The organism is Mesorhizobium loti CJ3sym, assembly GCF_000472785.1.
GTDB lineage: Bacteria > Pseudomonadota > Alphaproteobacteria > Rhizobiales > Rhizobiaceae > Mesorhizobium > Mesorhizobium loti_E.
The window spans coordinates 96,055-121,178 of sequence record NZ_AXAL01000020.1 but is presented as its reverse complement, the minus strand read 5'-3'; the positions used below and the strand labels follow the sequence as shown (position 1 = coordinate 121,178).

Sequence of the window (25,124 nt, the reverse complement as noted above, 5' to 3'; positions counted from 1 at the left end):
AAGCGGTGTCAAGCCCGTGCGATCGGCAATTTTGTGCCGGCCACAGGCCTCTCGTCGAGAATAGTATGGTGGAAGCGGTAGAGCTGCGCCGGCCGGCCGCCGGTCTCGGCGGTCGTCGCCCCTGTCTTCTCAACCAGTTCCTGCTGCTCTATGAGCCGGCGAAAGTTCGGCTTGTTGATGAGCCTGCCGGAGAGCGCCTCCACAGTTCGCTGTAGCTGCAAAAGCGTGAAGAGCGGCGGCATCAGTTCGAACACAACAGGCCGGTATTTGATTTTGGAGCGCAGTCGCGCAATAGCCGTTGCCAGAATGCGGCGGTGATCGGCGATCATCGATCTGCCCGGCACCGAAGCGAGGATGGCCAAAACTCCGCCGCGCTTTGCTTCCTCCACCAGGGCGGCTTCGTAGAGCAGCTCGTAGCGCTGCAGCGCGAGCTCTTCGTTCCATGCCCGGCCGTCCAAGGCAAAGGCAACCGCCGCTCGCCGTCGGCGATCGAAGCGCGTCGCGCCGTCGTCCGCGCCGTCCGCCCATTCGATAAGGCGCGGCCGCAATTCTTCCAGCACTATCGGGGGCCTGCCGGAGCGATGATCCTCCCACGGAAAATAGTCGTACCAGCTGGCCCAACTGCGCCTGCCCGAGGCGCCCGCATCTTCTTCGCGGGTGAGTGCGAGATAGCTGATCGAGATCACGCGCTGGTTGGCGCCGACCCGATCGCGATCGGCAAAGGTGTAGAGCTGCTCGATATAACCGAGAGGCTGACCGGTCTGCAGTTCTACCCATGCCCTGAGCCCCGACTGGAGCGAACGATGAGCGAGCTCAAACGGGCCCGAGGGAAGAGCGGCCCCCTGTTCGATGGTCAGAACACATGGTCCAGCGTCGTTCACGGCGACCACGACTGCGATCAGGTCGGCGTTGACATCGTTGGTCTTGCCTATGGTTCTGCCTTTCCTTGGTCCTTTGGCCTGATCCATGGTTCCTGACCCACTTGGGTAGGCCTCCGCGCGAACTGTCTAAACCGATTTAGTTCTGTTCTGTATCATACCAATCGTCGCGTCAACACCACGCGCTGTGGCGACTTTACCTCTTCGCGCCTGCACAAAAATATGCCAAACGCGACACTCGCCGTGGGTGACGCTGGGTGAGGAGAGACGTCGATTGAGCGTCGCTGGTTCGTGAAAGGCGATCACGCCGCCGGATATCCGTGCGCGAAAGGCAGTACGGCGCTTATCTGCCTGACGACCTACACCACTCCGGTTAGGCTGGTTGACGGCGTACTGTTCTCCGTTTCAATCGCGAGACATCCGGCACGGGGCCGGCGGAGCGACATGGCCATCGGACCGACCATGACGGCGCTGCGTTCTCGCCAACTTGATTGGGATACCAAGCGCCGTGCGGTCGAGCGGGCCGTGGATTGCGGCCGGCGCCAACAGGACGGCTGCAACGTCTCACCGACGGAGGTCCGAGCCGTACCAATCAACGCTCATTGTCCCAGCTATTCTCCTCGCGCGCTATCTCGCGGCCCTGCTTGAGGTCCGCGAGCCGGTTCAGAGATTCTTGATCTCGATACCGTATTTCCTCAGCGCGTAGCCAATCTGGCGCGGCGTCAGTCCAAGCAGGCGCGCTGCCTTTGCCTGTACCCAGCCGGATCTTTCCATGGCCGCGATGAGACGCTCGCGATCGGTCATCGTCGCGTCGCTTACGAGGCCTAGCCGAACAGGCGCTGGCAGTGCCTGCTCGCTGTCAACGGGCGGGCCGCCAAAGGCGGCCGAAGCAAAAGCACCAGACGATTGCATGGCCGGGTTCAGTGACGATGGTGCGATCGGCTCCGATTTCGGCGCAGTCTCCTTCGATGCGTGCTTCCATAGCATCGCGGAAAGGCATCGGCCGTGGCAGCAGTCAAAGTCGTTTCTGCCGATTGACGCTGCCGCTGCCAGGGTCGCTGTGCGCTGCACGCAATTTTCAAGCTCGCGGACATTTCCGGGAAAAGCACAGTTCATCAGCACTTCAGTCGCACTCGCATCGAAGACCATCGTACGGCCGTTCTCGCTGTTGAAATTCTTGAGAAACTCAGCGGCAAGGAGCGGAATATCACCGCGCCTTTCGCGCAATGGCGGCACCAGCAAGGGAACAACGCTGATGCGATAATAAAGGTCGGCGCGAAACTCATTCCTTGCAACCGCGTCTTCCAGGTTCCTGTTCGTGGCGGCAATCACGCGAACGTCGACCTTAATCGTCTGGTTGCTGCCGACGCGCTCGAACTCCTGCTCCTGCAGCACGCGCAGCAGCTTTGCCTGGAACGAGGCCGAAATCTCACCGATCTCGTCCAGAAACAACGTTCCCTTGTCGGCGAGCTCAAAGCGCCCCTTGCGCGAGTTGAATGCACTGGTAAAGGCACCCTTTTCGTGACCGAACAGTTCGGATTCCAGGACTGTCTCAGGGAGCGCTGCGCAATTGAGCTTGATTAACGGCCGCTTGGCGCGTCCCGACATCTCGTGAACGGCCTTGGCGACCAGCTCCTTGCCGGTCCCCGATTCCCCGCGCAGCAAAACGGTGCTGTTGGACCTGGCTACTAACGCGACCTTCTCAAGCAGCCCGCGCAGCGCCGGGCTGTCGCCAATGATCCCCTTGACATGAGCCCTTTTGCCCTCATGCCCAGGCTGCTTTAGTTCGCCGAATTGCTTTTGCATCCGGATTTTTTCGGCCATCAGTCGCTCGCGGTCGGACGCGAACAGGCGATGCAGCTTCACTGTCTGTCCAACCAGATTAGCGATTGTGGTAAGGAGGCGCAGGTCGTAATCGAGGAGGGAGCCTGATTTGTTGTCCAGGATGCGGTCGATGGTCAGCGTGCCCACGACGTTCGCATCGACGCGAATGGGTACGCCGATGAACGACACTTTCATGTTGTCGGACGCCCCGAGCACGTCCTTGTCGGCGGCGTTGAAAGCCGGATCCAACGCTATGTTCTCGGCGACGAGCGCCATGCCCGTCGTTATGATCTGGTCGATCGCCGCCCGTGGCAGATGCTTGCGGTAGCGCTCATCGCTGCCTTCGCTCCAGCCGGCGCCGACGGTCATGTCCGGTATGCCGGCACCGTCGCAGAGCGAGATGATGCCGTGCCGCACCTGCACCAACGATGGCAGGAGGTCGACGACGTTGGCCAACGCGGCTTCCAGCCCAGAGGGAGCGGTGAGCGCTGTCGACGTTTCAAAGATGTCCGGCGCCCTCTGGTGCAACGGCACAATAGGGACCACGTTATTCATCTCGGACTTTGAATTAGGGCTTTTCATTTTTGGAAGCGATATGCAGCGTGACGAGATCTGCCTGGCACTTTGCTCGCAGTTGCGAGTATCGTGCATGTGATCATCCATCTCGCGCCATGAAATCGATGCCCGAGGCAAGTGCGCCTATTGTCCAGCGCGTGGATGTCCTTGGCGAATCGCATTCGTCGGCGTCTTCGCTCCGCAGGCCGCTGCACAATCGACGAGTTTGCTCGCCTCGCCCTTGCACGCGGGGATTCATTGAAACACGAAAAGGCGTTGATGAAGATAGTCGTGACGATTGATCCGTCAGCAAGACGGACGTCTGCAGCCGGCTTTTCGCGCGCAATGAAATTGCCATCGAGATGATAGCTAATGTCGATGCCAGTCAGGCCCGGGCCGCGAGCAAGTGCGGCCCTGGCAAGATGGGGCGGCGTCATGCGGTCGATCGCAAAGCGGAGCGATGCTTGACGCATGGCTTTCCTCTCTCTTCATGAAGTGCGGGTCATCGTTCTCGGCTGACTGGCTTCCGCCGCGCAGCAATCATTCGTTGTTAAACGAGACCGGAATGAGGCAGGTGAGTCAATCAAACTCCCGCTGCTTTTCTTTCATGAATGAAAGGAAATTAGGCTCTCATGATAGTATTTTATCAGTTTTTCAGATGTTTTCCGGCAGATAGATCTCAAACGGCAGAAAAGTCTGCCCAAGCGTCTCCGAAGTGCCGACCTTGATGGCCTGGGCCATCAGCGTCATCAGTTCCTGGCAAAGCAGGCGCTGGGGCGTGGCGACCGACATCGTGATCATGCCATCTGCGAGTGCAGCCCGTGACTCCGGCGTGATCTCGTTAACGATCGCGACGAGACCCCGGCTTTCGCCTTCTTCACGGAGCGCGGAGATCGCTCCCTCCATACCTCCGCCGGCCACATAGAAGCCGGTGAGTTCGGGTTCCCGTTGCATGAGATCCAGCGTGGCCTCGTAGGTGATCTGCCGTGCCTCAAGGTTCACGAGCGGATCGAGCAGCTCGAATGCCGGTGCATTCTCACGGAAATAGGAGCGAAAGCCGACCTCCCGCAGCTCCTGCCCCTGAAAACGGTGGCTGCCGACAAAAACCGCCACCTTGCCCGGCCGTCTTGCGACCTTTGAAAGCATCCACGCTGTCGTCCGCCCGACCTTGCGGTTGTCGAGGCCGATATAACCCTCACGAACACCTTCGGCGAAATCGGAAAGCAGCGAGAAAACGGGGATGCCTTTTGCCTTGAGTTCTTGGACGGCTGCCGTGATCGCCGGATGGTCCGGCGCCACCATGGCGATCGCGTGGCAGCGCGCTCCGAATTCCTTGAGCAATGGAATAAGGTCGCATGGCATGTGCGACGGCGCGAATTCGATGAGCGAAGTGCCATGGAAGCACTTCGCCGCGTTGACCGCCGCTTCGACCTCACGCGCGAAGCCCTGGTAGAAGTGGTGAGTCGGTTTTCTCAAGATGAAGCCAAGCCGATATTGCGGCAGGTCCGGCTGCAGGCGCTGCTTGATAAGACCTGCGGCGTGATATCCGATGGCCTGTGCCGCCGCTAAGACCCGCTGCGCAGTCTCCTTCCGCACCGGATGACGGGCATTCAGAACTCGGTCAACGGTGGCAACACTAACCCCGGCTTCCCGGGCGATATCAGCAATTATGGGTCGCTTCGCCATTGTTCGAGTCTGATTAAACGACATCAAGAGTCCCGGCAAAGGTCGATTCAGTAAAATCTGTCATTCCTGCATTGATCCTGTTCGCTACCGAATTCTTGTCGTGGCATGGTGCGAGGTAGAAGCCGAGACGTAGAGCGTGGGCGAATTGTTCAGCCGTGCCGACGGCTCCGATCGAGCTCCACGCCCGGTTCCACGAACCGTCGCAAACTTCGGAGGCATTAAGCGCATCATCGATGGCTTGTGTGTCGTGCCCGGTGCAAGACCTTCGCAAGGCGCAGATGATTTTGCACCCACTGCATTTCGGGATTCTTGATTTCATCGGCCCGCGAGAGTTTGTTTGGAACCCGCGGCCCGATCGTCCGGCGTTTGGGACCAGCCAGGCGATTCAACCGGCAGCGATGCTGCCGAGTTGCTCGGCGCGGGCGTTCTCAGTGGCTGGCCGGTTGATGTCTCGGCAGGCTGGTGGCCGCAGAATGCAGCTTTCAATTGCGCCTGATCCAGTTCGCCTTCCCAGCGGGCGACGACGAGCGATGCCACCGCGTTACCGACCAAATTCGTCAGTGCCCGGCATTCCGACATGAAGCGATCGACGCCAAGGATCAGCGCCATTCCAGCAACGGGAACTGCCGGCACTACGGAGAGCGTCGCGGCCAACGTGACGAAGCCGGCACCCGTGACACCTGCTGCACCCTTGGAGGAAAGCATCGCGACGAGCAGCAGCAGGACCTGATCGCCAACTGACAAATCCGTATTCGTCGCCTGCGCGATGAAAAGGGCGGCGAGGGTCATGTAGATATTGGTGCCATCCAGATTGAAGGAATATCCGGTCGGGATAACCAGGCCCACGACCGAGCGCTTGGCGCCGGCCTTTTCCATTTTCTCCATGAGAGAGGGCAGCGCAGCCTCGGAGGAGGACGTTCCGAGGACCAGCAGCAGCTCTTCCTTTATGTAGCGGATAAGAGAAAAGATCGAGAAGCCGTTGTAGCGACAGACTGCACCGAGAACCCCGAATACGAAGAGGAAGGCCGTGAGATAGAAGGTCCCGACCAGCATCGCAAGGTTGGCTACCGAACCGATGCCATATTTGCCAATCGTGAAGGCCATTGCTCCGAAAGCACCGATCGGCGCGGCTTTCATCAGGATGCCGACCAATTTGAAAACGGGTGCAGTGAGGTCCTGAAGGAAGGAAAGAACCGATTTGCCCGATTCTCCGACCATCGCCAGCGCGATGCCGAAGAGGACGGAGAAAAACAACACCTGTAGAATGTCGCCTTCCACAAAGGCGCCGACAATCGTGGTCGGGATCATGTTCATGAGGAAGCCGGTCACGGACTGCTCATGGGCCTTTGAGGCATAGCCATTGACGGCTTGGACGTCGAGCGAGGTCAGATCGATGTTGAGGCCGGCGCCAGGCTGAATGACATTGCCGACGATGAGGCCGACGATAAGCGCGAGCGTCGAGAAGGTGAAGAAATAGACCATCGCCTTGCCGGCAACACGGCCGACCTTCTGAAGATCGCTCATGCCGGCAATTCCAGTCGACACGGTCAGAAAGATAACGGGCGCGATGATCATCTTGACGAGCTTGATGAAGGCATCGCCGAGCGGCTTCAGGTTTTCTCCGATTTGCGGATAAAAATGGCCAACCGCAACTCCGAGGAGGATTGCGACAAGCACCTGCACGTAAGGCTTGGCAAAAAGGGTCTTGCGGGGTGCGCGCTTTACGCTTGGAGCCAGTGGGGTCAACATGTAAGTTTTCTCTCCCTGACCGGTTTGGGGCGGGCTGTTCCTCCCCGCGGCTTCTCCCATCGCGGCGCCCCGGTCGAACGCTGCTGCGTTGTTGACCGCAATAGCCGTGCCAAGCCAAGAGAGCGCGGAAATCGCCGGAGCCTCAGGTATCTTCAACAAATCGCGCAGCAAGATTGTGCGGTTTTCCGCACGGATCGCCTTCCCTTCTGGCGGAACCCCGCACTATGGTTCGTCAATGATCGGTTTTAAGAATACGATGGCAGAAGAAGAAGACATGGGTAATGGCGCCTTCCAGCGCGCCCCATTGGTCTTCCCTGGTAGATCCGGCGGTCGATCTCTCTGGCTTGTGGTTTTGCTTGCAATTCTTGGTGCGGCGCTCTGTTTCGTCGTCTTTGCAACGGGACGCATCGCCGGCACCAGAGCAGAGTATGCCCTACGCGACCGTGCTCTTGCCGCGTTCCCGCTTGCAGCCGACAGTTTGAAAGGAGAGATCGAGAAGCAGCGAATGATTCCGCTGGTTCTGGCACGCGACGGTGCCGTTCAGGAGATGCTTCGCAGTCCGAGCACTGCCAACGAAGCCGCGCTTGATGAGAAGCTTCGCGCCATCGCGCGCGACGCCGGCTCTTCTATACTCTACATCATTAATCCTGAGGGCGTAGCGGTTGCTGCGAGCAACGCCGGCGAGCCGACCAGTTTCGTCGGCAGCGATTACCGCTTTCGCCACTACTTCACCGAGGCGATGGCGGATGGCGCGGCTATGCAATATGCGCTCGGCACGGTTAGCGCGCGCCCTGGTCTCTATCTGTCGAGCCGGGTCGATGGGCCGGAGGGGCCGCTCGGTGTGGTTGTGGTGAAGGTGGAGCTCGACCGCGTCGAGTCGCGTTGGCTGGAGAGCGGCTTCGTGGTCTTCACGACCGATGAGCGAGGCGTGGTTCTTGCCACGAGCGTGCCCCAATGGCGTTTTGGCGCTCTCTCACCGCTTTCCGCAAAGGAGAAGCAAACCGCTCGCGATCGTCTGCAGCTACCGGGCGTGACTTTCGAGCCGGTGCCGCTTTCCCGCCGCGGCGACAACCTGGTCACCGCAACTCCTGAGAGTCGATCAGCCGGTTTCGTTGCGGTTTCGCAGGATCTCGGCAAAGCAGTTCCGGGCTGGCGCATGTCGTTGCTCATCCCCGCCGACACCGAGATCTCCTCGGCGGTCATGACAGCCCGCGTGACAACGCTGCTTGCCCTCGTTCTCGTTGGATTCGTCATTTTCATCATTGTTCGACGGCGGCGGGCGGCCCGGCAGCGGCAAGAAGTGCTTGTATTGCTGAATGCGGAACTGGAGCATCGCGTCGAACTGCGCACGGCGGAGCTCCAGAGCTCGAACGCAGCGCTCGCCGGTGAGATCGCCGAGCGAGAGAACGCTGAAGCAAGAGTGCGTCGCCTGCGCGAGGAACTCGCCCAGGCGAACCGCTTGTCAATCCTGGGACAGATAACGGCCGGGGTCGCCCACGAGATCAACCAGCCGGTCGCCGCAATCCGCACCTATGCTGAAAATGCCGCGCGTCTTCTAGGGATCGGCCGGTCGCAAGAAACCGCCGAGAATCTGACCTCGATCGTCGCCATAACCGGCAGGATCGGCACGATCACTGAAACGCTAAGGTCCTTTTCCCGCCGCGCCAGCGGATCGATGGGACCGATACTGGCGGACGACGCGATCGACGGCGCTCTGTCGCTTCTTTCAGGCCGAATTCGCGATTCCGGGGTGACGATTGAACGGAAGCGGATCGATCCGTCTCCAATTGTCATGGCAAGCCGCATGCGACTGGAGCAGATACTCGTCAACCTTCTCCAGAACGCGCTTGACGCTCTGAAGGATCAACCGAAGCCCCGCGTCGAGATAGCGCTCGCCGAAAACGGGGAAATGGTCGCTATTTCCCTTCGGGACAACGGCCCCGGCCTTGCCCCCGACATTCGCAGGAGCCTCTTCATGCCGTTCGTTACCAACAAGGAAAAGGGTCTCGGTCTTGGCCTGGTCATTTCGCAAGAGATCGCACGTGAGCTCGGCGGCTCGTTGCGGCATGATGATGCCGGCCACGGGAGAGGGACTTCCTTCACGGTCGAGCTGAGGCGAGCGGCATGAGTGCTGAATCAGGACCGGTCATTTTTATCGACGATGACGAGGATGTGCTTCGCGCAGCCACGCAGATGCTGAAGCTTGCCTCGTTCTCACCGAGCGTGTTCGGTTCGGCCGAGGCCGCACTCGCCAGAATCGACGGGAACTTCGATGGCCCTGTCGTGAGTGACATCCGTATGCCCGGGCTGAACGGACTTCAGCTCTTCGAGCGAGTGAAGGCGATCGACCCGGAAATTCCGGTTGTCCTGATCACCGGGCATGCCGACGTCGAGCTGGCCGTTGCCGCCATCAAGGATGGCGCCTACGATTTCATCTCGAAGCCATATGCGAACGACCGGCTTCTCGTGACGCTGCATCGCGCTTCGGAAAAACGGCGCCTGGTCCTGGAAAACAGACGTCTTAGGGATGCGGTTGTCCGATCTGCGGGCGATATCCCGCTGATCGGGGAGGCACCGACCATGATTCGATTGCGCGAAACTCTCCGCCAGATCGCCGATACTGATGTGGATGTCCTTGTGGAAGGCGAGACGGGCACGGGCAAGGAGGTGGTCGCGGATCTGCTTCACCGCTGGAGCAGACGACGCACGAAGCCCTTCGTTGCCCTGAATTGTGGAGCGCTGCCCGAAAGCGTCATCGATAGCGAACTTTTCGGGCACGAGGCAGGCGCCTTTACTGGCGCGCAGAGGCGCAGGACCGGTCGCATCGAGCATTCGAACAGAGGGACGCTCTTCCTCGACGAAATCGAGTCGATGCCGCCAGCACTCCAGGTGAAGCTTCTGAGGGTGCTTGAGACCCGACAGATCACGCCGCTTGGCACGAACGAAACCCGCAGCATCGACCTTCGTGTCGTGTCGGCTACCAAGGCCGATCTCGGCGATCCGGCCGCCCGCGGAGATTTCCGGGAAGACCTTTATTTCCGGCTGAATGTGGTGACGCTCCGCATCCCGCCGCTTCGCGAAAGGCGCGAAGACATCCCGATGCTCTTTGGGCATTTCCTGGAACGCGCCTCCAAACGCTTCAGCAGGCCAGTTCCGGACATAAGCGCTGGCGTGCGCGATCGCCTCGTGAGCCACAATTGGCCCGGCAATGTCCGTGAACTCGTGCATTTCGCCGATCGCGTTGCATTGGGACTTGAAAGGCTAGGCACGCCCATTGCATCAGGTCGAAAGGAACAAGCGGTATCAAGCCTCCACTTGTCCGAGAAGGTCAGCCTTTATGAGGCGACTGTCATCCGCGATGCCTTGCAGGAATGCGGCGGCGACGTGAGGCGCACGATCGAAGTCCTGGGAGTTCCCCGCAAGACCTTCTACGACAAGCTGAAACGGCATGGGATAGACACGGCCGATTATCGAAAAACCGCCATTGGCTGAAGCCTTCTTGCTTGCATGTCGCGGAAAAGAAATTTCGCCATTCTCGTCCGACTCAAAGGATGCACTATGGGCTAGGTGAAGCGAGCCTGAGGTCGCTTTCGGAGCGCTATGGCATCAACCCCAAGACGGTCGCGAAGTGGAGAAGCGGAATTCGACCGCCGATCTGTCCACCGGCTCCAGGGAGTCGACAGTTCTGTGTGTCGAGGAAAACCGTTGTTGTGGCCTTCCGCCGCAACAAGGCTGCTGCCGCTCGACGATTGCCTCTACGCGTTGCAGCCGACGTCCCGCATCTGACGCGCTCCCACCACTGTCTGCAGGCAAGCATCGGCCGATTGCCAGATGTCGACGGCGACAGGCCGGCGAGAAGAGTCGAGAGAATGAACCGGACCATCAAGACGCAACCGTCAAGCGCTTCCACTACGACGATCGCGACCAACTGCGTCGGCATCTTGCCGACTTCGTCGCGGCCTACAATTTCGGCCGCAAGCTGAAGACCCTCAAGGGCCTCACGCCCTGCGAGTTCATCTGGAAGGCATGGGCTTCCCAGCCCGAGCGTTCACTTTCAATCCGCTCCAGCAAATGCCGGGACTAAACATTTAGCAAATGGCGGATGAGGTGCACGATGCAAGTTAGCACGTCGCCTGGGGAAAGGTGCGCCGATCGCCTCCCTCTTGGCCAACCAGTTCCAGCTTGCCGTCTTACCAGGCCCCCGCCAATCTCGTTGCGTTGTTGTTTAGCGTTGCAACAGATCCTTCAAAGAAATTCATGGAATCGTTGCGAGCGCAAATCGCTGTCAATGGTACGCTCATCACAACTTGCGAGATCAGTGGCGGCAGAAATCTGGTGCCGTTTTATGTTCCGCCGCCAAACAGCATTTGCGAAGAGCGCGAAATGACAAAGCCAGCAGGACGAGGGTACCAGCCATGCGCACATCGATTACACCCAAGTCGCCCGCGATACGATACTCGATATTGGCTACGACGATGCCATCGGCTTTGATGGTCGAAATTGCGCCGTCGTTCTGGCTCTCACCGGGCAGTCGCCCGACATCAGCCAGGGCGTTGATGAAGGACGATGGCAGGATCTCGAGCAAGGGCGGGATCAGGGCCTCATGTTTGGATTCGCATGTTTTCGATCTCCGACCGAAAGGCATCATCAAGATGCTTGATCTCGTACGCCCGATATACCGCAACACGGCGACATACGGACACTTCGGCCGTGAAGAGCCTGAGTTCACCTGGGAGAAGAAGGACAGAGCCGACGACTTGCTGCGTGAGGCAGGACCGGCAGCTGCGTGAGCGCCGCTGGATCAAGCGCATGCGGCAACCCTTTTCAACTCGCTAGGCCCGCGCCCGCCGCGGCACGCGCTTCGACATCATGCTGACGGCTGTGTGATCGACACGGGCGGTTACCGGAAAGGCGACAAAAAAGTGCGTTACGACATCGTTATCATCGGAGGAGCCATCGTCGGCTCCTCGATCGCCTACTATCTGCGCGATGAAGGGTTTTCCGGCTCGATCGCGCTGATCGAGCGCGATCCGCAGTTCGCGCACGCGGCAACGACGTTGTCCTGCGCCTCCATTCGCCAGCAATTCTCGATCCCGCAGAACATCCGCCTGTCGCAGTTCACCATGAAACTGTTCCGGCGGCTGAAGGAAGAATTCGGCGCGGACGCCGACATCGGTTTTCGCGAGGGCGGCTTTCTCATTCTCGCTAGCGAGAACGGGCTGCCGATCCTGTATGCCAATCACGAAGCGCAGGTCGCCGAGGGGGCCGACATCCTGCTCGAGGACGCGGATCAGCTGACGCGCCGCTTCCCTTGGCTGTCGACCGAAGGTATATCCGCCGGCTCCTACGGCCGCAGCGGCGAAGGCTGGTTCGACGCGCATGCGATGCTGACGCTGTTCCGCAAGGCGCTGCGCGGCAAGAACGTGGACTTTATGACCGCCTCGGTCATCGGCATCGAGCGGCAGGGCCACCGTGTCACCAGCGTCAGGCTCGACAATGCCGAGACGATCGAAGCCGGCACCGTCCTCAATTCCGCCGGGCCGAATGCCGGCAAGGTCGCCGCTCTCGCCGGGCTGGCGCTGCCGGTCGAGCCGCGCAAGCGCAATGTCTTCGTCTTCGAGGCGCGCGAAAAATATGCCGACATGCCGCTGCTGGTCGATCCCTCCGGCATCTATGTCAGGCCGGAAGGCTCGGTCTATCTCACCGGCGGCGCCGAGCCGGAAGAGGGCGACGGCCCGGCCGATCCCCAGGATTTCGAGGTCGACTGGCCGCTGTTCGAAGAGGTCATCTGGCCGGTGCTGGCGACCCGCATTCCGGCCTTCGAGGCGATCAAGCCGACACGCGCCTGGGCCGGCCATTACGACTACAACACCCTCGACCAGAACGCGGTCATCGGCCCGCATCCGCAGGTGAAAAATTTCCTCTTCGCCAACGGATTTTCAGGCCACGGTCTGCAGCAGGCCCCGGCGGTCGGCAAGGCGCTGGCCGAGCTTCTCGTGCATGGCGGCTACCGCACGGTCGATTGCTCCGCGTTTGGGTACATCCGTGTCGCCGAAGGGCGGGCGTTTAGGGAATTGAATGTGATCTAGCAACAACGGCGCCGCGACGGCTCCTTTGGTGCCGGCGGGACAGAGGGGCGCGAAGGTTCGCGACAGGCGGTGCCGCGGTACAAAGGCCTTGATGTTTAGCTTGCCCTGTTCGGTTGGGATCTCCGCAATATCAATGTGGAAGAAGCCGATGCTTGCTCTGCAGACATCGGTGCAATGAAGAGCGCGTCAGATGCGGGATCGTCGGCTGCAAGGCCGTAGAGGCAATCGTCCAGCGGCAGCAGTGTGTTGCGGCGGAAGGCCACAACAACAGTCCTCTTCTACGGCAGACAGAACCTTCGATCTCGGCTCCCTGGGGCCGGTGGGCAGATCGGCGGTCGAACTCCGCTCCTCCACTTCGCGACCGTCTTGGGGTTGATGGCATAGCGCTTCGAAAGCGAGCTCAGGCTCGCTTACAGCTCGACGCATCGCCTCTTTCTTTGTGGCGCTCCCGTGCAGAACCTGGCCCAGTCGAAGCTTCGTGGCCGCGGCCCGCGCTCATGGCCGGCTCACTTAGGTCGATGCTGCGTGCTGTCACCGTGAGGTTCCGCTGGGGTTAGCGGTGCGTCGAGCACAGCGAGCGGGTTCACAGCCAACGCTCTGGAACCCATGTCCCTAGCCATCCATGGCGTGGATGCGTTTCATCGAAACAGACGATTTTACCGATGTTACGGCACGATGCATAGAAAGAATTCAAGAATGTAGCAGCCTTAAGGAAAGTGGTTGATGTTTGCGTTGGCTCCGAAGAGCATTTTCTGGTCTGCGCGGAAGACCAGCCCAGGCGCGCGTCCATCGCGGCCAGGCACTTCCGCGACAGACGCAAGCTACATCGCATTGGCACAGCACGACAATCTTCCCCGAATTGCGCAGGCGCTTGCCTCAAACGCAGCAGCAAAGCTGAGGCTTGTGGTGTTCTGGAGAGAGGCAATTTAGATGCTTGTTGATCGCTCAAGGAACGATCGGTTCGTTGTTTCTCGACGGCGCACGGGTCTCGGTGATTGCCTGTGGTCTCTCGCGTCGGCTTGGGACTACGCACATCGGACGGGACGCGCTTTAGCAATAGATTGGCGCGGCTCTTGTTACCTTGACAACCCGTTTGCGAATGCCTTTCCAGCTTTCTTCAAGCCAATTGCGGATATCGGTGGTGTACGGGTCATTTGCGATGACCAGATCAACCACGTCTCATTCCCTGGTCCCTTCTTCCCGTCGTGGTGGAACAAGCCATCCATCGACTGCGTGTACCGTCCGGATGAACAGATTTTCCAAGAACGTGACGAGCTTAACGATCTTTTCCAGGCCCAAGATGATTGTGAAGCCAACACGGTAGTGTGTGATGCTTGCTTGATGTGGCGCTGCGATGAAAAGGCGGAGCGAACCATATTTAGGAGCATCACACCGAGGGTCGAAATTGAGGATCGCATTGAAGCGCTCTACCAGGAACATTTTGACGGGCACAGCATAATTGGAGTCCATGTCCGCCACGGCAACGGCGAAGATATTATGGATCACGCACCTTACTGGGCTGATCCAAAGGTTGCCTTAGAGCAGGTATGCACTGCCATTCGTATGGCCAAGGCGCAACCGCATTCAAGACCTGTAAGGGTGTTCTTGTGTACAGACAGCGCCAAGGTTGTTGATCACCTGTCGGGCGTATTTCCCGAACTTTTCACCGTCCCAAAACGCTTCCAGGAGGATCAGGCCGGCCCCTTACACAGTGCAGCACTGGGCACCGACGGGGGGTTTTCCGCGCTCGTTGAGATGTATCTCCTCGGTCGATGCGACACTGTTATTCGCTTTCCTCCGACTAGCGCCTTCACCCGCTATGCCCGCCTCTTCGTGCCACGAATTGTCGAATTCGATTTGAATGACCCGCGTCGTTTGATCTTGATCGACAACTCTTTCGAACGTCCCCCGGCTCCATGAAAGGCTGGCATCCCGCTCGAACTCTCACTTGCCTTCGCGCAGAGGCCCCCGTTCGCCCTGCCCAATACGCCCCTTTCTCGCCACGCAATCCCGCCGCACGCGAGCGTTTTCATGGGCGCGTCAAAATCAAAAGGATTCAAGCTTGTCAAAGAGAAAAGTAGCTTTAATCACCGGGGTTACGGGGCAAGACGGTTCCTACCTCGCAGAATTGCTTTTAGAAAAGGGCTATTCCGTGCATGGGATAAAGAGACGATCGTCTCTTTTTAATACGGGCCGTATAGACCATCTCTATCATGACCCTCATGAAAGTGGCGTTGATCTTACACTTCACCACGGGGACTTGACAGACTCGTCGAGCCTTACGCGCGTCATCCAACTGGTTCAGCCGGACGAAATTTACAATTTGGCAGCTCAGAGCCACGTTGCAGTCTCCTTTGAAGAACCAGAATACACCGCGAACTCCGATGCCTTGGGTGCGCTGCGTATCCTCGAGGCAATTCGGATCCTGGGGCTCGTCAAGCATACGCGCTACTACCAAGCCTCGACGTCTGAGCTCTACGGGCTGGTGCGGGAAACGCCACAGACCGAGACGACACCGTTCTACCCCCGGTCCCCCTACGCTGTTGCCAAATTGTATGCTCACTGGATCACCGTAAACTATCGAGAATCTTACAATTTGTATGCGTGTAACGGCATTTTATTTAATCATGAGTCACCTGCGCGCGGAGAAACATTTGTAACTCGCAAAATCACGCGCGCCTTGACTCGGATTAAGCTTGGAATGCAGCGCACTCTATTTCTGGGCAACCTTAATGCGCGTCGCGATTGGGGGCACGCTCGAGACTACGTCCAGATGCAGTGGTTGATGCTGCAGCAGGAGCAACCTGAAGACTTTGTGATCGCTAGCGGTGAGCAACATTCGGTGCGCGAATTCGTCACCGTCGCGGCCGCTGAACTCGGCATCGATGTTCGTTGGGTGGGGGAAGGGGTCGACGAAGAGGGGTACGATGCAAAGACGGGAGCTCTGATCGTAAAAGTAGATCCCCGTTATTTTCGTCCTGCAGAAGTCGAGACACTTCTCGGCGATGCCCGCAAGGCGAAAGAAAAACTTGGGTGGGAGCCCAAAATCTCCTTCATCGAATTGGTTAGGGAGATGGTTCGGGAAGATTTGCGCATGGCTGAGCGTGAAGCAGTGCTGATGAAGCAGGGTTATTATTCACACAGTCCACGAGAGTTATGCTGACAACGGCGGCGCCATGCTGGGTTGTTGTCAGTGCTATGGTGGCCTTCTTAAGGAGCGCCCAGAGCGTTAACAATGGAAAACAAAAAGATGAAGAAAGTCTATGTGGCAGGCCATCGCGGCCTTGTTGGATCCGCCACAATGAGAGCCCTCGAGGCATTAGGATCCTATGAGATAATAACACGTACTCACGACGAACTGGATCTATTTGACCGGAGCGAGACGCGCAGGTTCTTCATGTCGCAGCGGCCAGATTACGTCGTTATGTGCGCCGCAAAGGTTGGTGGTATACTGGCGAACGCCAGCTCCCCTGTCGATTTCCTTCATAACAACCTCGCGATTCAAGTCAGTGTTTTTGATGCCGCTTACGCTTCCGGCGTCGAACGGATGATTTTTCTTGGCTCCTCGTGTATCTATCCACGCGACTGTCCGCAGCCGATACGGGAGGAATACCTTCTCACCGGTCCGCTTGAAGCGACGAATCGTCCCTACGCTTTGGCAAAAATCGCAGGTGTCGAATCGTGCTGGTCTTTCAACCGGCAGTACAAGGCGCGCTATCTCGCGTTGATGCCGACCAATTTATATGGTCCCGGCGATAATTATCACCCCGAAAATTGTCACGTTCTGCCTGCTCTGATACGCCGCTTTCATCAAGCTAAAATGAACGGCGACTCCTCTGTGGGGGTCTGGGGATCCGGAAATCCTCGGCGAGAGTTTATGTATTCGTCGGATGTAGGAGATGCCATTGCGTTCCTGCTTGGCCTGCCAGATTCGGATTTTGACGCCTTGACAGCCCCCGACACTGCGCCCCTGATTAATGTTGGCGTTGGTGAGGACGTCACAATTCGCGAGGTGGCGGAACTCGTCAAGGCGGCGGTCTGCTGGGAGGGCAATTTGGTGTTCGACACGACGAAGCCAGACGGTACTCCGCGCAAGCTACTGGACGTAACGCGCTTGCGTAACCTTGGCTGGAAAGCCAAAACGTCTCTTGGTGCCGGGTTGCAAGCGACGTATGAGGATTTTCTTCGCCTTCATGCGGCTTGATGTGGAAGCGCGCATCCAGGTTGGACTGCATGTCCGACCGGGTGCAAGCTCGCCCAGTCCGGCCAAACAGATGAGAGGGACGCATACATCCCGAGGCGGCCGCAATAGTGGCCTGTGCTGACGTTGCAGACCGGACCTCTCTGCGACCGGCGATGCAGAGGATCACCCAGAAGCTTGCCCAAGCCAAATGGGAAGGGAAGGAAGGCCGCATAACCGGCCGCACTGGAACGGCTGTGCGTGAGCGCCGTCAACTCAAGCCGCCAGTTAGAACTGCTCGACCTCGCGGGAGCCGCTGCTTACGAAGCTGGCATCGACAGGAAGGCCAACCAGGCCCGCATCATGCCTCGAGGCAGGCCTTATCCAAGGCGGTGCATGCGGAAATGGCGGGCGTCGACGTATGCTTTTCAACTCGCGCTTAGCCGCAGGCGGGATCGTGTCCCCCTGCGTGGTGGAGCTGGCGGCATTGGTCGCCGTGCTCTCCGGCATGGGCCGGGCTGATCGGATTGGTTCAGTCTGCGTTGTTAGCGCCGAACTCACTCGCCTCAAGGTCATGGCGCCACAAGCGCGGATTCGCGGCGCCGTGGTGCGGGCGTTTACAACTCATGCAGCAGTGGGTCTCGTTGATGGCGAAGCGGGCTGCCCTGAACCAATCGCTCGCGTCTGCGGCGCGCCAAGCTGTCGCAACGCGATCATCCTGACACTCTGGGATGGCAGTGGCAGGTGACCGCCTATGCGGTGAGCACGCTTGGCCTTAGCTCGATTGGCATCGACCCCAACCGGCCCTGGTCATCGCGCCGTGCCACAGCTTTTACCGCCAAGTGAAGCCGATCAGCTGCGACCGCTCGCCGCGACAACCCTGGCGCCAGACTATGCTCTGCTCGGCTGGTTCGAGCCCGTCGCCGCTGTGTTCATCCGCAGCATCGAATGCCATATCCACTGCAGCCTCGAATGAAATAACCGTCGTAGCTTTTCAGAGCGCCTCTCGGAGTTGTTGAAAAACCCGGAAGTCAATTGCCCGTTTTACCTTTTCGGCAATGTTGAGGCGTCTGAGAATGGCTCAAACGATACCCCGTTTGGCTTCATGCAATGTCTCGCCCAGTCCGACGAGACGGGCTGCGGCCTGACCCGTCGGCATGTCAATGACCGTGATTGCGCTTGCCGCAAGGAAACGACGCTCGTTCTTGGTCAGCGTCGCTGTATCGATTGCCGCAAAATGTGGGCCATTGGAGCGCTTCATGATCTGCCGGGCATAGGTGCGCAGCATCTGATCGTTGAAGCGGCAGCCGATGAAGAAAAGACCACGGCTGGCTCGCCGTTCCTTCACCAGGTCAGGGATCGGCGTCTGGATGTCGATTTCGCTCAGCACTTCAACGTAGTCGGAATCTGCGACGAGGAAGTTTGCGGCCGGCCTGGCACCGCCGTGAGGGGCGTAGAGAACCGTCTTCGCCGCTGGTGCGGATTCGAGTAATATCCCGGACAAATCGTAGGCTTTCGTCCAAATGTCACCGATCTCGTGCGCCCGTGTTACGCCCTGTATTTCGACGACGTCCGTTCGGCGGGTCTGTATTAGAGCCGCGCGCATGGCACCGTCGTACCAGCTGTCGACGATCACGGAGAGCGGCAGCGTTGCAAGCCAGGCATGCAAGATGGTCGGCACCACCGGGGCCGCGAATATTTCGGCCATCCAAGCTTGAAGCGTCCGGCGGTGCCGGCGCTGTTCGATATACTGCGCTACCGACCACATGTTGGTGCGAATCTTCGAAGGGGCTGGCGTGCGCTTGTTGAGCGCTGCGGCAACGGCTTCGGGGGTATGCGGTACGGGCGGTCCCGCGGAGCGGATCTCAAGCAGACCCGGGCCGAGATAGGGAATGACCTGATCGGCCGCGAGCGCTTTCTTCAAAAGGTCAAGCTGCCTTTCGGCAAAACTGTCCCGAATGACGACGAGATGGCCCGAGGTCATTGTGTTCATGCTCGTATCCCTTTGCCGCTCTCTTTGTGTCAACCCGAAGGTCAGTCCTCGCCGGAAATCTTCCTTGCCTCGACGGTAATCGGCAAAGGCGTGTCCCACGGAAGGTCGGGCAGAACTAACCGCCAGCCGTTCTTCAGCGTCACAGCCCCGCCCCATAAGTGTTCGTTGTCGACCTTGATGATCGGCTCTTCGAGATCCTTTTTGGGAATATATGCCGACAAGCCAGCACCGGTCCTGCGGATCATTACCCTCATCGGGCCGTTCCTTTGTTAAAGCCAGCACCGATTTCGGCACTGGAAGGAGTCCGGGCCGTCTCAAGGCTCATGAGTTCACGCGCACGCATGCCGACGACGGTGCCGCGATCGACCCATTCGACCGCATAGATGTAGAACTGCTGGAGAAAGGTGCCGATGTCGCGCACATAGCCCTCGTCGCCTTTGCGCACCAGATTTTCACCGATCTCCTTGCCCGGATAGGTGCCGTCATTTTTTATGTGGCGTGTGGCGCGGACCCGCTCACCCGGCATGAATCGCGGGGGTGTACGGATTTCGATGTCCTGTTCGCGTCCGAGGCTCATGGCCGTTCCTTTCTCTCGGCTGCAGCTTTCCAACAGGAGGTCAATAGTCCTGCGGAGGCGCCTCGACCGTGTCGGTAGCCGAAATGGAGGTCAGGCAGGGACGCAAGTCTTCGACACCGGACATACCGAGGCGCATTGCTGCGTTTCGAAGGTCCCCTCGCATTCGGTGCACTTTTTCGGATCGATCACGTAGATCTCGCCCTTGAACTTAATCGCGCCCGAAGGGCATTCAAACTCACAGGCACCGCACTGGGTGCATTGGGAAGCGATGATCTTAAAGGCCATTTTCAACTCCGGTTCGGTTAGAATGAGGCGGCTCAGGCCGTCGCAGCCAGTGGCTCACTCCCAAACTCGGCGGCGTAAAGCGCGCCGATCGCGGTCTCGATGTAGTCATACCCGTAAGCGTCTGTTGCTCGGATCCCACCTTCCTTGAGACGATCCTCGGGGCAATTTCCAATTCTCGCGCACAGCACGATGTCTACGCCTTCGAGCGTAGAGATGACGCCGTCGAGCCTCTTGTCCTCGGCCCGGCCGCCGAGGCAATACTGTTCGACCTTGCGATGACCGACGAAACTGATCCCTTTCGGAGAGGCCTCATAAACCTGGAATTCCTTCGCATGGCCGAAATGCTCGTTGATGCGGCCGCCACCCTTGGTCGCCACCGCTACCAGAAGCGATTTGCCGGAGCCTGCGGTCTTGACCATCCCGAGCGCCTCGCTCTTGGCCGCCAGGCGATCGCCCCGCTCGCGCGCGACCACTGCCCGATATGTCTCGCGCTTGCTGGCGTCGTACGTGACCTTGTCGGGAAGCCGGTCGAGCGTGAATTCCTGGCCACGATCCTCGCCGAGCAGGCCGACAGCATCGGCCCGGCACTGCCGGCAGTGGCGCATCAACTTGGCGCCGCCTTCGAGACGATCCTGAAGGGCCTTCAGCTCCATTGCCTTGGGGCCGCGCTGCCCACTCAGGCCGTAATGCGTACCGTGCGCCGGGTCGGAAATCAGCGGCATGACATTGTGCAGGAACGCGCCGCGCTCCTTGACCCATTTATTCACCTCGATCAGGTGCTCATCGTTTACGCCGGGGATCATTACCGAATTGATCTTGGTGAGGATGCCGCGCGCCGTCAGCATCTCCAGCCCCGACATCTGTCGTTCGTGCAGGATCGTGGCTGCCTCAACGCCGGTATAACGGCGGTTGTCATAGAAGATCCACGGATAGATCTTGGCACCGATCCGCGGGTCGACCATGTTGATGGTGATCGTCACGTGATCGACATTCATTTCGGCAAGCTCGGCGACGCGGTCTGGCAGCGCGAGCCCGTTGGTTGAGATGCACAGCTTGATGTCGGCGATTTCCTTGGCGACCCGTTGGAATGTCGCCTTTGTGTTCTTCCAGTCGTAACAGGCATCGCCCGGTCCGGCGATGCCAAGCACGGAAAGCTGCGGCACTTCGTTGGCAACCCCGATCACCTTGCGCAGCGCCTGGTCGGGCGTCAGCCTTTCCGAAACGACCCCAGGCCGGCTTTCGTTGGCGCAGTCAAATTTGCGATTGCAGTAGTTGCATTGAATATTGCAGGCTGGGGCGACCGCCACATGCATGCGCGCGAAATAGTGGTGCGCTTCCTCTGAAAAGCAGGGATGATCCTTGATCTTCTCCCAGACGGCCGAGTCCATCTCGTGCGGCTTCGCGGAGGAGCCGCAGGATGAAGATGCGCAGCCACCGGATTTCGCTCTCGCCGGCGACTGATCGAAGACTGTCGTGCCGGAAAGGCCCTGTAGCGAAATCATCGGTGCGGACATGGAGCGGCTCCGTGCGTGATGTGAACATCGCACTTCAGAGCGCAAGAGATATGCCAACCCCAAAAGCGGTCTTATCCGTCATGTTGGCTTTTACGTCGGCCTTTTGTGTCCAATTGTGTCCGTTTCCTGCGACACGGTTTTGTCAGGTCGCCGACAACGGTCAAAAGCAATGCGAAAAGTGACGTCTTGTCTCAGTTACGCCCGGTGCGGGCAGCAAGCGCGCCCCCACGTTTGATGTCATCAGGGACGTTTAGAACTTCTTCACTCCGATACGATGCCGGCGCAAAGCATAGCCGACCTGCCGCGGCGTGAGACCAAGAACACGAGCCGCCTTGGCCTGAACCCAGCCGGCTTTCTCCATCGCATCAATCAGCCGGTCGCGTTCCGTCAGACGCGGGTTCATTGCAGGGCAAACGGGATGGTGGGGGTCGCAGGTCTCGCCGGGCGATGCCTCATTCTGTGAGGGGCCGACTCGCATGGCAGGCAGCGGCGATCCAACCGGCATCATATTGCCACGTGCGAACTCGTCGACGGCATAGGCGCCGTGCGAACGGTCGACTCCTTTCCACAGAAGCGAAGACAGGCACTGGCTGTTCTTGCAGGCGAAATCCGACGCAGTTATTGTCGTTGAACGCGCAAGTGTGGCCGTCCGTCTCACACAATTCTCCAACTCACGCACGTTGCCAGGGAAATAGCATTGCGACATCAGGTCAAGCGCCGACGGCGTGAAGCCAAGATCGCGATGGTTCTCCTTGTTGAATCGGTCGAGGAGAGCGTTCGCAAGGCGTGGAATATCGCCCGGTCGTTCTCTGAGGGGAGGCAGGACTATTGGCACCACATTGATGCGGTAATAAAGGTCGGCCCTGAACTCTCCATTCCGGACAGCCGTCTCGAGGTCCTTGTTGGTGGCGCATATGAGCCGCACGTCAACTTTTAGGGTCCTGGTGCCGCCCACTCGCTCCAGTTCTCCTTCCTGCAAGACGCGCAACAGCTTGGCTTGAAAGGCAGGCGAAATCTCGCCGATTTCATCAAGCAGCAGGGTTCCGCCATTTGCCAATTCGAACCGGCCAGCGCGCTGCAGGATAGCCCCGGTGAAGGCGCCCTTCTCGTGGCCAAAGAGCTCCGATTCCAAAACGCTTTCGGGCAGTGCCGCGCAGTTCAATTTGACGAAGGATTTCTCCCTCCGATGTGAAAGCTTATGGATGGCCTGTGCAAAGAACTCCTTGCCGGTACCGCTTTCGCCTCGAAGAAGCACGGTGGAATTGGTCCTGGCCACGACCGAGACGATCTCCAGCACTTGCTTGAGCGCGGGACTTTCTCCTATGATTCCGTCGATCTTGACATGCGGATGTCGGGCCGAATGGGTCCTGTCCTCGTCGAGCGACTGCTCTGGTCTCGGTTGCTTCTCGATAAGTCGCTGACCAGCCGTGCTCAAAGTGCGATGCAGGCGGATGGTCCGGCCGACCAGATTGGCGACCATGGCCAGGAAACGTAAGTCCTCCTCGTAGCGGAACCTGGTGGTACCGTTCCTGACGCGGTCGATCGACAGCGTCCCGAAGATCTTTTCCTCAGCCTTTAGCGGGACACCGATAAACGCAGTTGCGACCGTGCCGCTGCTCGATTGAGGATCAGCCTGAAATAGCTCGGACGTGCTTGTGTCTTGTATGACGATCGGAACTCCAGTAGCGACGATTTTGTCTATTACAGCCTGGGGTATGACGCTGCCGGCGGCTGACTTAGGCACAGCACCGCCGGTAGTTGCGCTAATCTGCGGCTCTCCTTCAGCGTCCAGGACGACGATTGCGCCATCACGCATTTGCACAAACGAGGAGAGGATATTCGCGACATTGGCAAGCGTAATCTCCAGCCGGGTCGGGGCAGTCAGAATCTTCGATATCTCGTAGATTCCCCTGAGCAAGCTGTCCGCATTGCGCGCCGCTTCGACCGCAGGTTCAGGCGGAGTGTTCCGAGATACAATTTCACCGACCTGATCTGGAAGCATGTGAGCCATGCAAACACCTCAAGGGTTGTCCAAGGTGCTCCTCCCAACCCCTTTTTTGTACTTCGAGTTCCAGAAACATAGTATTTTCAGCTTTTCGGCAATTGTGAACAATATTGGCGGTCTTGACCGCAATTGCGAGCCTCTCGTTCTCGCTCTTTGCGCCAGTCATCCAAACTTGAAGAGTACGCCAAAGCCGCCGCGCGGGTAATTCCATACGATCTCACCGTTGGCCTCGCACAACACGCGACAGGTGCCGCATTCCATGCAGCCGTCGGAAGTGGTCTCCACCTGTCCCTTGTCGTTCAACTCATAGCACTTGGCCGGGCAGATGTGTGTCAGCGCGAGCAGGTTCGCGCTCGGCCTCTCGTGCGGTCGCACTTTGATATGCGGGCGGCCCGGATCGACCAGATAGCGGTTCTGATAAAGCTTCTCCTCGACTCGTAACTTCGTCACGGCCATCGTCATCCTGTTTCTCCTTCAGCGCCACGCGAGTGCCAGGCGGACCACATCGCTGATCAGCCCCCAGCGCGAACGCGCCTTGATGAAGGCAGCAGTGGTCGCCTTTTCCTTCTCGATTTTCGGGGTGCCGTCGACCCGCATGAAGTTCTGCGCGGCCTGCGACATCAACTGCGGGTATGTCATGAAGAAATTGCGGGAATTGGTGTGTATCAGGGCCGGCATGTCCTTATATTTCATCAGGTCTTTGACTACGAAGGACTTGTCCAGCATGGTCTTGTAGAGGGCGAGGTTCCTCCTGATCATCGGCTGGTTGCGGCCCTTGATCTCAATGATTGCCTCGCCCGCGATGCGGCCGGAAGTCATGGCGAGGTTCGAACCCTCGCGGTGGATAGCGTTGTTCAGTTGGGCGGCATCACCGACCGCCACCCAGCCGTCGCCGAAGAGCTGCGGAATTGCCTTGTAGCCACCTTCGGGAATGAGATGCGCGGAATACTCCTTGACTTCCGAGCCCGCGATCAGCGGCCGGATCGAAGGATGGTTTTTGAAGTTGTCGAGGAGGACGTAAGGGCTCTCCATTGTCTGGGCGAAATCGGAGACGAGGCAGCCGATGCCGAGAGAGATCGACTCCTTGTTGGTGTAGAGGAAGGCCAGTCCGGCCATGCTGCGGGAAATCGTGCCCGCCGCTTCGATCACGCAGCCTTCGTCGCCCTGGAGGCCGAACCGCTGCTCAATGACCTCATCGGGTAGAAAATGCATTTCCTTGACAGCGAGCGCCACGCTTTCTGGCTTCGGCATCTTGCGCAGGCCGGCCCGTGTACCGAGCAGCCCGTTGACACCTTCTGCGAGCACGACGACGTCCGCGTAGATCGGCCCGCCAGCCCGGTCGGTGCGCACGCCGATCACCTTGCCGCTGGCACTGCGGACAAGTTCGGTCACCGTCGTCTCGCACAGCACCGTCGCGCCGGCTTGGCGCACCTTGCGCGAAAACCACTTGTCGAATTGGGCGCGGATGATCGTGTAGCGATTGGGCTTCGCCTCGTTGAAATCGTCCGATCGATACTGCATCCCGGTGTGGGAGGTGTCGTCCATCACCCAGAATCGCTGCTCGACCAGATGCCGCTCGAGAGGCGCATCATCCCGGAAATCCGGAATGATTTGCTCCAACATGTCGGCGTACATGATGGCGCCCTGGACATTCTTGGAGCCCGGATACTCGCCGCGCTCCAACTGCAGCACCGTCAGGCCCTGGCTTGCCATGGTGTAGGCGGCCGCGTTTCCGGACATACCGGCCCCGACGACGATGGCGTCGAATTCTTGCTCGATCATGGCCCTC

The 25,124-nt window shown here is 59.0% G+C and carries 20 protein-coding genes and 2 pseudogenes; 8 read left to right on the top strand and 14 right to left on the bottom strand.

Going from position 1 to position 25,124, the window contains the following annotated elements:
* Nucleotides 1–8: 8 nt before the first annotated feature.
* From A3A9_RS0125515 to A3A9_RS0125500, 4 genes are all read right to left on the bottom strand, one after another.
* Nucleotides 9–968, bottom strand: coding sequence for an NUDIX hydrolase (locus A3A9_RS0125515; RefSeq protein WP_027033159.1), 960 nt, complete (start codon nucleotides 966–968; stop codon nucleotides 9–11).
* Nucleotides 969–1,541: 573 nt separating this feature from the next.
* Nucleotides 1,542–3,257 carry a nif-specific transcriptional activator NifA gene (gene nifA / locus A3A9_RS0125510; protein ID WP_161634539.1) on the bottom strand — a complete coding sequence of 572 codons (1,716 nt, stop codon included), beginning with the start codon at nucleotides 3,255–3,257 and terminating at the stop codon, nucleotides 1,542–1,544.
* A gap of 654 nt (nucleotides 3,258–3,911) precedes the next feature.
* Nucleotides 3,912–4,943, bottom strand: coding sequence for a LacI family DNA-binding transcriptional regulator (locus tag A3A9_RS0125505; RefSeq protein WP_010913552.1), 1,032 nt, complete (start codon nucleotides 4,941–4,943; stop codon nucleotides 3,912–3,914).
* 315 nt (nucleotides 4,944–5,258) lie between these two features.
* Nucleotides 5,259–6,692 (bottom strand): dicarboxylate/amino acid:cation symporter, encoded by a 1,434-nt coding sequence (locus A3A9_RS0125500; RefSeq protein WP_027033161.1) that lies wholly within the window; start codon nucleotides 6,690–6,692, stop codon nucleotides 5,259–5,261.
* 274 nt (nucleotides 6,693–6,966) lie between these two features.
* On the opposite strand from A3A9_RS0125500, the gene A3A9_RS0125495 reads away from it, so the two are divergent.
* The 3 genes and pseudogenes from A3A9_RS0125495 to A3A9_RS42965 form a co-directional block, all read left to right on the top strand.
* Complete coding sequence (locus A3A9_RS0125495) at nucleotides 6,967–8,820, top strand: sensor histidine kinase (protein WP_051371163.1); 1,854 nt, start codon at nucleotides 6,967–6,969, stop codon at nucleotides 8,818–8,820.
* Complete coding sequence (locus A3A9_RS0125490) at nucleotides 8,817–10,184, top strand: sigma-54-dependent transcriptional regulator (RefSeq protein ID WP_027033163.1); 1,368 nt, start codon at nucleotides 8,817–8,819, stop codon at nucleotides 10,182–10,184. Before A3A9_RS0125495 ends, A3A9_RS0125490 begins: the two co-directional genes overlap by 4 nt.
* A 77-nt stretch (nucleotides 10,185–10,261) precedes the next feature.
* Nucleotides 10,262–10,784, top strand: a pseudogene (locus A3A9_RS42965) (IS3 family transposase); the annotation flags it as partial.
* A gap of 223 nt (nucleotides 10,785–11,007) precedes the next feature.
* Here the strand turns inward: A3A9_RS42965 and A3A9_RS45865 are convergent.
* Nucleotides 11,008–11,277, bottom strand: coding sequence for a hypothetical protein (locus A3A9_RS45865; RefSeq protein WP_167334891.1), 270 nt, complete (start codon nucleotides 11,275–11,277; stop codon nucleotides 11,008–11,010).
* Here A3A9_RS45865 and A3A9_RS46540 point away from each other — a divergent pair.
* Together A3A9_RS46540 and A3A9_RS0125480 are read left to right on the top strand one after the other, a co-directional pair.
* The gene (locus tag A3A9_RS46540; RefSeq protein WP_411970577.1) at nucleotides 11,168–11,482 is read left to right on the top strand and encodes a methionine adenosyltransferase domain-containing protein; all 315 of its coding nucleotides are present in this window, start codon (nucleotides 11,168–11,170) and stop codon (nucleotides 11,480–11,482) included. The two genes, A3A9_RS45865 and A3A9_RS46540, sit on opposite strands and share 110 nt — an antisense overlap.
* 132 nt (nucleotides 11,483–11,614) lie before the next feature.
* A complete protein-coding gene (locus tag A3A9_RS0125480; RefSeq protein WP_027033165.1) occupies nucleotides 11,615–12,781 on the top strand; it encodes an NAD(P)/FAD-dependent oxidoreductase in 1,167 nt (388 codons plus the stop codon).
* A 72-nt stretch (nucleotides 12,782–12,853) separates the two neighbouring features.
* Here A3A9_RS0125480 and A3A9_RS42950 read toward each other — a convergent pair.
* Nucleotides 12,854–13,249, bottom strand: a pseudogene (locus A3A9_RS42950) (IS481 family transposase); the annotation flags it as partial.
* Nucleotides 13,250–13,711: 462 nt separating this feature from the next.
* Between A3A9_RS42950 and A3A9_RS0125475 the strand changes: the two are divergent.
* From A3A9_RS0125475 to A3A9_RS0125465, 3 genes are all read left to right on the top strand, one after another.
* Nucleotides 13,712–14,701 carry a nodulation protein NodZ gene (locus tag A3A9_RS0125475; protein ID WP_027033166.1) on the top strand — a complete coding sequence of 330 codons (990 nt, stop codon included), beginning with the start codon at nucleotides 13,712–13,714 and terminating at the stop codon, nucleotides 14,699–14,701.
* Between the two features lie 142 nt (nucleotides 14,702–14,843).
* A complete protein-coding gene (gene gmd / locus A3A9_RS0125470; RefSeq protein ID WP_027033167.1) occupies nucleotides 14,844–15,944 on the top strand; it encodes a GDP-mannose 4,6-dehydratase in 1,101 nt (366 codons plus the stop codon).
* Nucleotides 15,945–16,031: 87 nt separating this feature from the next.
* Nucleotides 16,032–16,985: a GDP-L-fucose synthase family protein gene (locus A3A9_RS0125465; RefSeq protein ID WP_006333891.1), complete on the top strand. Its 954-nt coding sequence runs from the start codon at nucleotides 16,032–16,034 to the stop codon at nucleotides 16,983–16,985.
* 1,057 nt (nucleotides 16,986–18,042) lie between these two features.
* On the opposite strand, the gene A3A9_RS39465 is transcribed toward A3A9_RS0125465, so the two are convergent.
* From A3A9_RS39465 to A3A9_RS0125415, 8 genes are all read right to left on the bottom strand, one after another.
* Nucleotides 18,043–18,954 (bottom strand): SIR2 family NAD-dependent protein deacylase, encoded by a 912-nt coding sequence (locus A3A9_RS39465; protein ID WP_027033170.1) that lies wholly within the window; start codon nucleotides 18,952–18,954, stop codon nucleotides 18,043–18,045.
* A 41-nt stretch (nucleotides 18,955–18,995) separates the two neighbouring features.
* Nucleotides 18,996–19,208: a putative nitrogen fixation protein NifT gene (nifT, locus tag A3A9_RS0125445; protein ID WP_027033171.1), complete on the bottom strand. Its 213-nt coding sequence runs from the start codon at nucleotides 19,206–19,208 to the stop codon at nucleotides 18,996–18,998.
* A complete protein-coding gene (locus A3A9_RS0125440) occupies nucleotides 19,205–19,531 on the bottom strand; it encodes a nitrogen fixation protein NifZ (protein ID WP_006333875.1) in 327 nt (108 codons plus the stop codon). The genes nifT and A3A9_RS0125440 overlap by 4 nt, the downstream gene beginning before the upstream one ends.
* Nucleotides 19,532–19,621: 90 nt before the next feature.
* The gene (locus A3A9_RS0125435; protein ID WP_027033172.1) at nucleotides 19,622–19,816 is read right to left on the bottom strand and encodes a 4Fe-4S binding protein; all 195 of its coding nucleotides are present in this window, start codon (nucleotides 19,814–19,816) and stop codon (nucleotides 19,622–19,624) included.
* A gap of 32 nt (nucleotides 19,817–19,848) precedes the next feature.
* Complete coding sequence (nifB, locus tag A3A9_RS0125430) at nucleotides 19,849–21,330, bottom strand: nitrogenase cofactor biosynthesis protein NifB (protein WP_027033173.1); 1,482 nt, start codon at nucleotides 21,328–21,330, stop codon at nucleotides 19,849–19,851.
* Between the two features lie 250 nt (nucleotides 21,331–21,580).
* Nucleotides 21,581–23,341, bottom strand: a complete 1,761-nt coding sequence (gene nifA / locus A3A9_RS0125425; RefSeq protein ID WP_027033174.1) for a nif-specific transcriptional activator NifA — start codon at nucleotides 23,339–23,341, stop codon at nucleotides 21,581–21,583.
* Between the two features lie 156 nt (nucleotides 23,342–23,497).
* Complete coding sequence (locus A3A9_RS0125420; RefSeq protein WP_027033175.1) at nucleotides 23,498–23,797, bottom strand: ferredoxin family protein; 300 nt, start codon at nucleotides 23,795–23,797, stop codon at nucleotides 23,498–23,500.
* A gap of 12 nt (nucleotides 23,798–23,809) precedes the next feature.
* Nucleotides 23,810–25,117 carry an FAD-dependent oxidoreductase gene (locus A3A9_RS0125415; protein WP_027033176.1) on the bottom strand — a complete coding sequence of 436 codons (1,308 nt, stop codon included), beginning with the start codon at nucleotides 25,115–25,117 and terminating at the stop codon, nucleotides 23,810–23,812.
* Between the last annotated feature and the right edge of the window lie 7 nt (nucleotides 25,118–25,124).

What these genes read in the sequence shown, in the direction of transcription:
- A3A9_RS0125515 (WP_027033159.1), bottom strand. Translation starts at nt 968, where the DNA reads ATGGATCAGGCCAAAGGACCAAGGAAAGGCAGAACCATAGGCAAGACC.
- nifA (WP_161634539.1), bottom strand. Translation starts at nt 3,257, where the DNA reads ATGAATAACGTGGTCCCTATTGTGCCGTTGCACCAGAGGGCGCCGGAC.
- A3A9_RS0125505 (WP_010913552.1), bottom strand. Translation starts at nt 4,943, where the DNA reads ATGGCGAAGCGACCCATAATTGCTGATATCGCCCGGGAAGCCGGGGTT.
- A3A9_RS0125500 (WP_027033161.1), bottom strand. Translation starts at nt 6,692, where the DNA reads ATGTTGACCCCACTGGCTCCAAGCGTAAAGCGCGCACCCCGCAAGACC.
- A3A9_RS0125495 (WP_051371163.1), top strand. Translation starts at nt 6,967, where the DNA reads ATGGGTAATGGCGCCTTCCAGCGCGCCCCATTGGTCTTCCCTGGTAGA.
- A3A9_RS0125490 (WP_027033163.1), top strand. Translation starts at nt 8,817, where the DNA reads ATGAGTGCTGAATCAGGACCGGTCATTTTTATCGACGATGACGAGGAT.
- A3A9_RS46540 (WP_411970577.1), top strand. Translation starts at nt 11,168, where the DNA reads ATGCCATCGGCTTTGATGGTCGAAATTGCGCCGTCGTTCTGGCTCTCA.
- A3A9_RS0125475 (WP_027033166.1), top strand. Translation starts at nt 13,712, where the DNA reads ATGCTTGTTGATCGCTCAAGGAACGATCGGTTCGTTGTTTCTCGACGG.
- A3A9_RS0125465 (WP_006333891.1), top strand. Translation starts at nt 16,032, where the DNA reads ATGAAGAAAGTCTATGTGGCAGGCCATCGCGGCCTTGTTGGATCCGCC.
- A3A9_RS39465 (WP_027033170.1), bottom strand. Translation starts at nt 18,954, where the DNA reads ATGAACACAATGACCTCGGGCCATCTCGTCGTCATTCGGGACAGTTTT.
- nifT (WP_027033171.1), bottom strand. Translation starts at nt 19,208, where the DNA reads ATGAGGGTAATGATCCGCAGGACCGGTGCTGGCTTGTCGGCATATATT.
- A3A9_RS0125440 (WP_006333875.1), bottom strand. Translation starts at nt 19,531, where the DNA reads ATGAGCCTCGGACGCGAACAGGACATCGAAATCCGTACACCCCCGCGA.
- A3A9_RS0125435 (WP_027033172.1), bottom strand. Translation starts at nt 19,816, where the DNA reads ATGGCCTTTAAGATCATCGCTTCCCAATGCACCCAGTGCGGTGCCTGT.
- nifB (WP_027033173.1), bottom strand. Translation starts at nt 21,330, where the DNA reads ATGTCCGCACCGATGATTTCGCTACAGGGCCTTTCCGGCACGACAGTC.
- nifA (WP_027033174.1), bottom strand. Translation starts at nt 23,341, where the DNA reads ATGGCTCACATGCTTCCAGATCAGGTCGGTGAAATTGTATCTCGGAAC.
- A3A9_RS0125420 (WP_027033175.1), bottom strand. Translation starts at nt 23,797, where the DNA reads ATGACGATGGCCGTGACGAAGTTACGAGTCGAGGAGAAGCTTTATCAG.
- A3A9_RS0125415 (WP_027033176.1), bottom strand. Translation starts at nt 25,117, where the DNA reads ATGATCGAGCAAGAATTCGACGCCATCGTCGTCGGGGCCGGTATGTCC.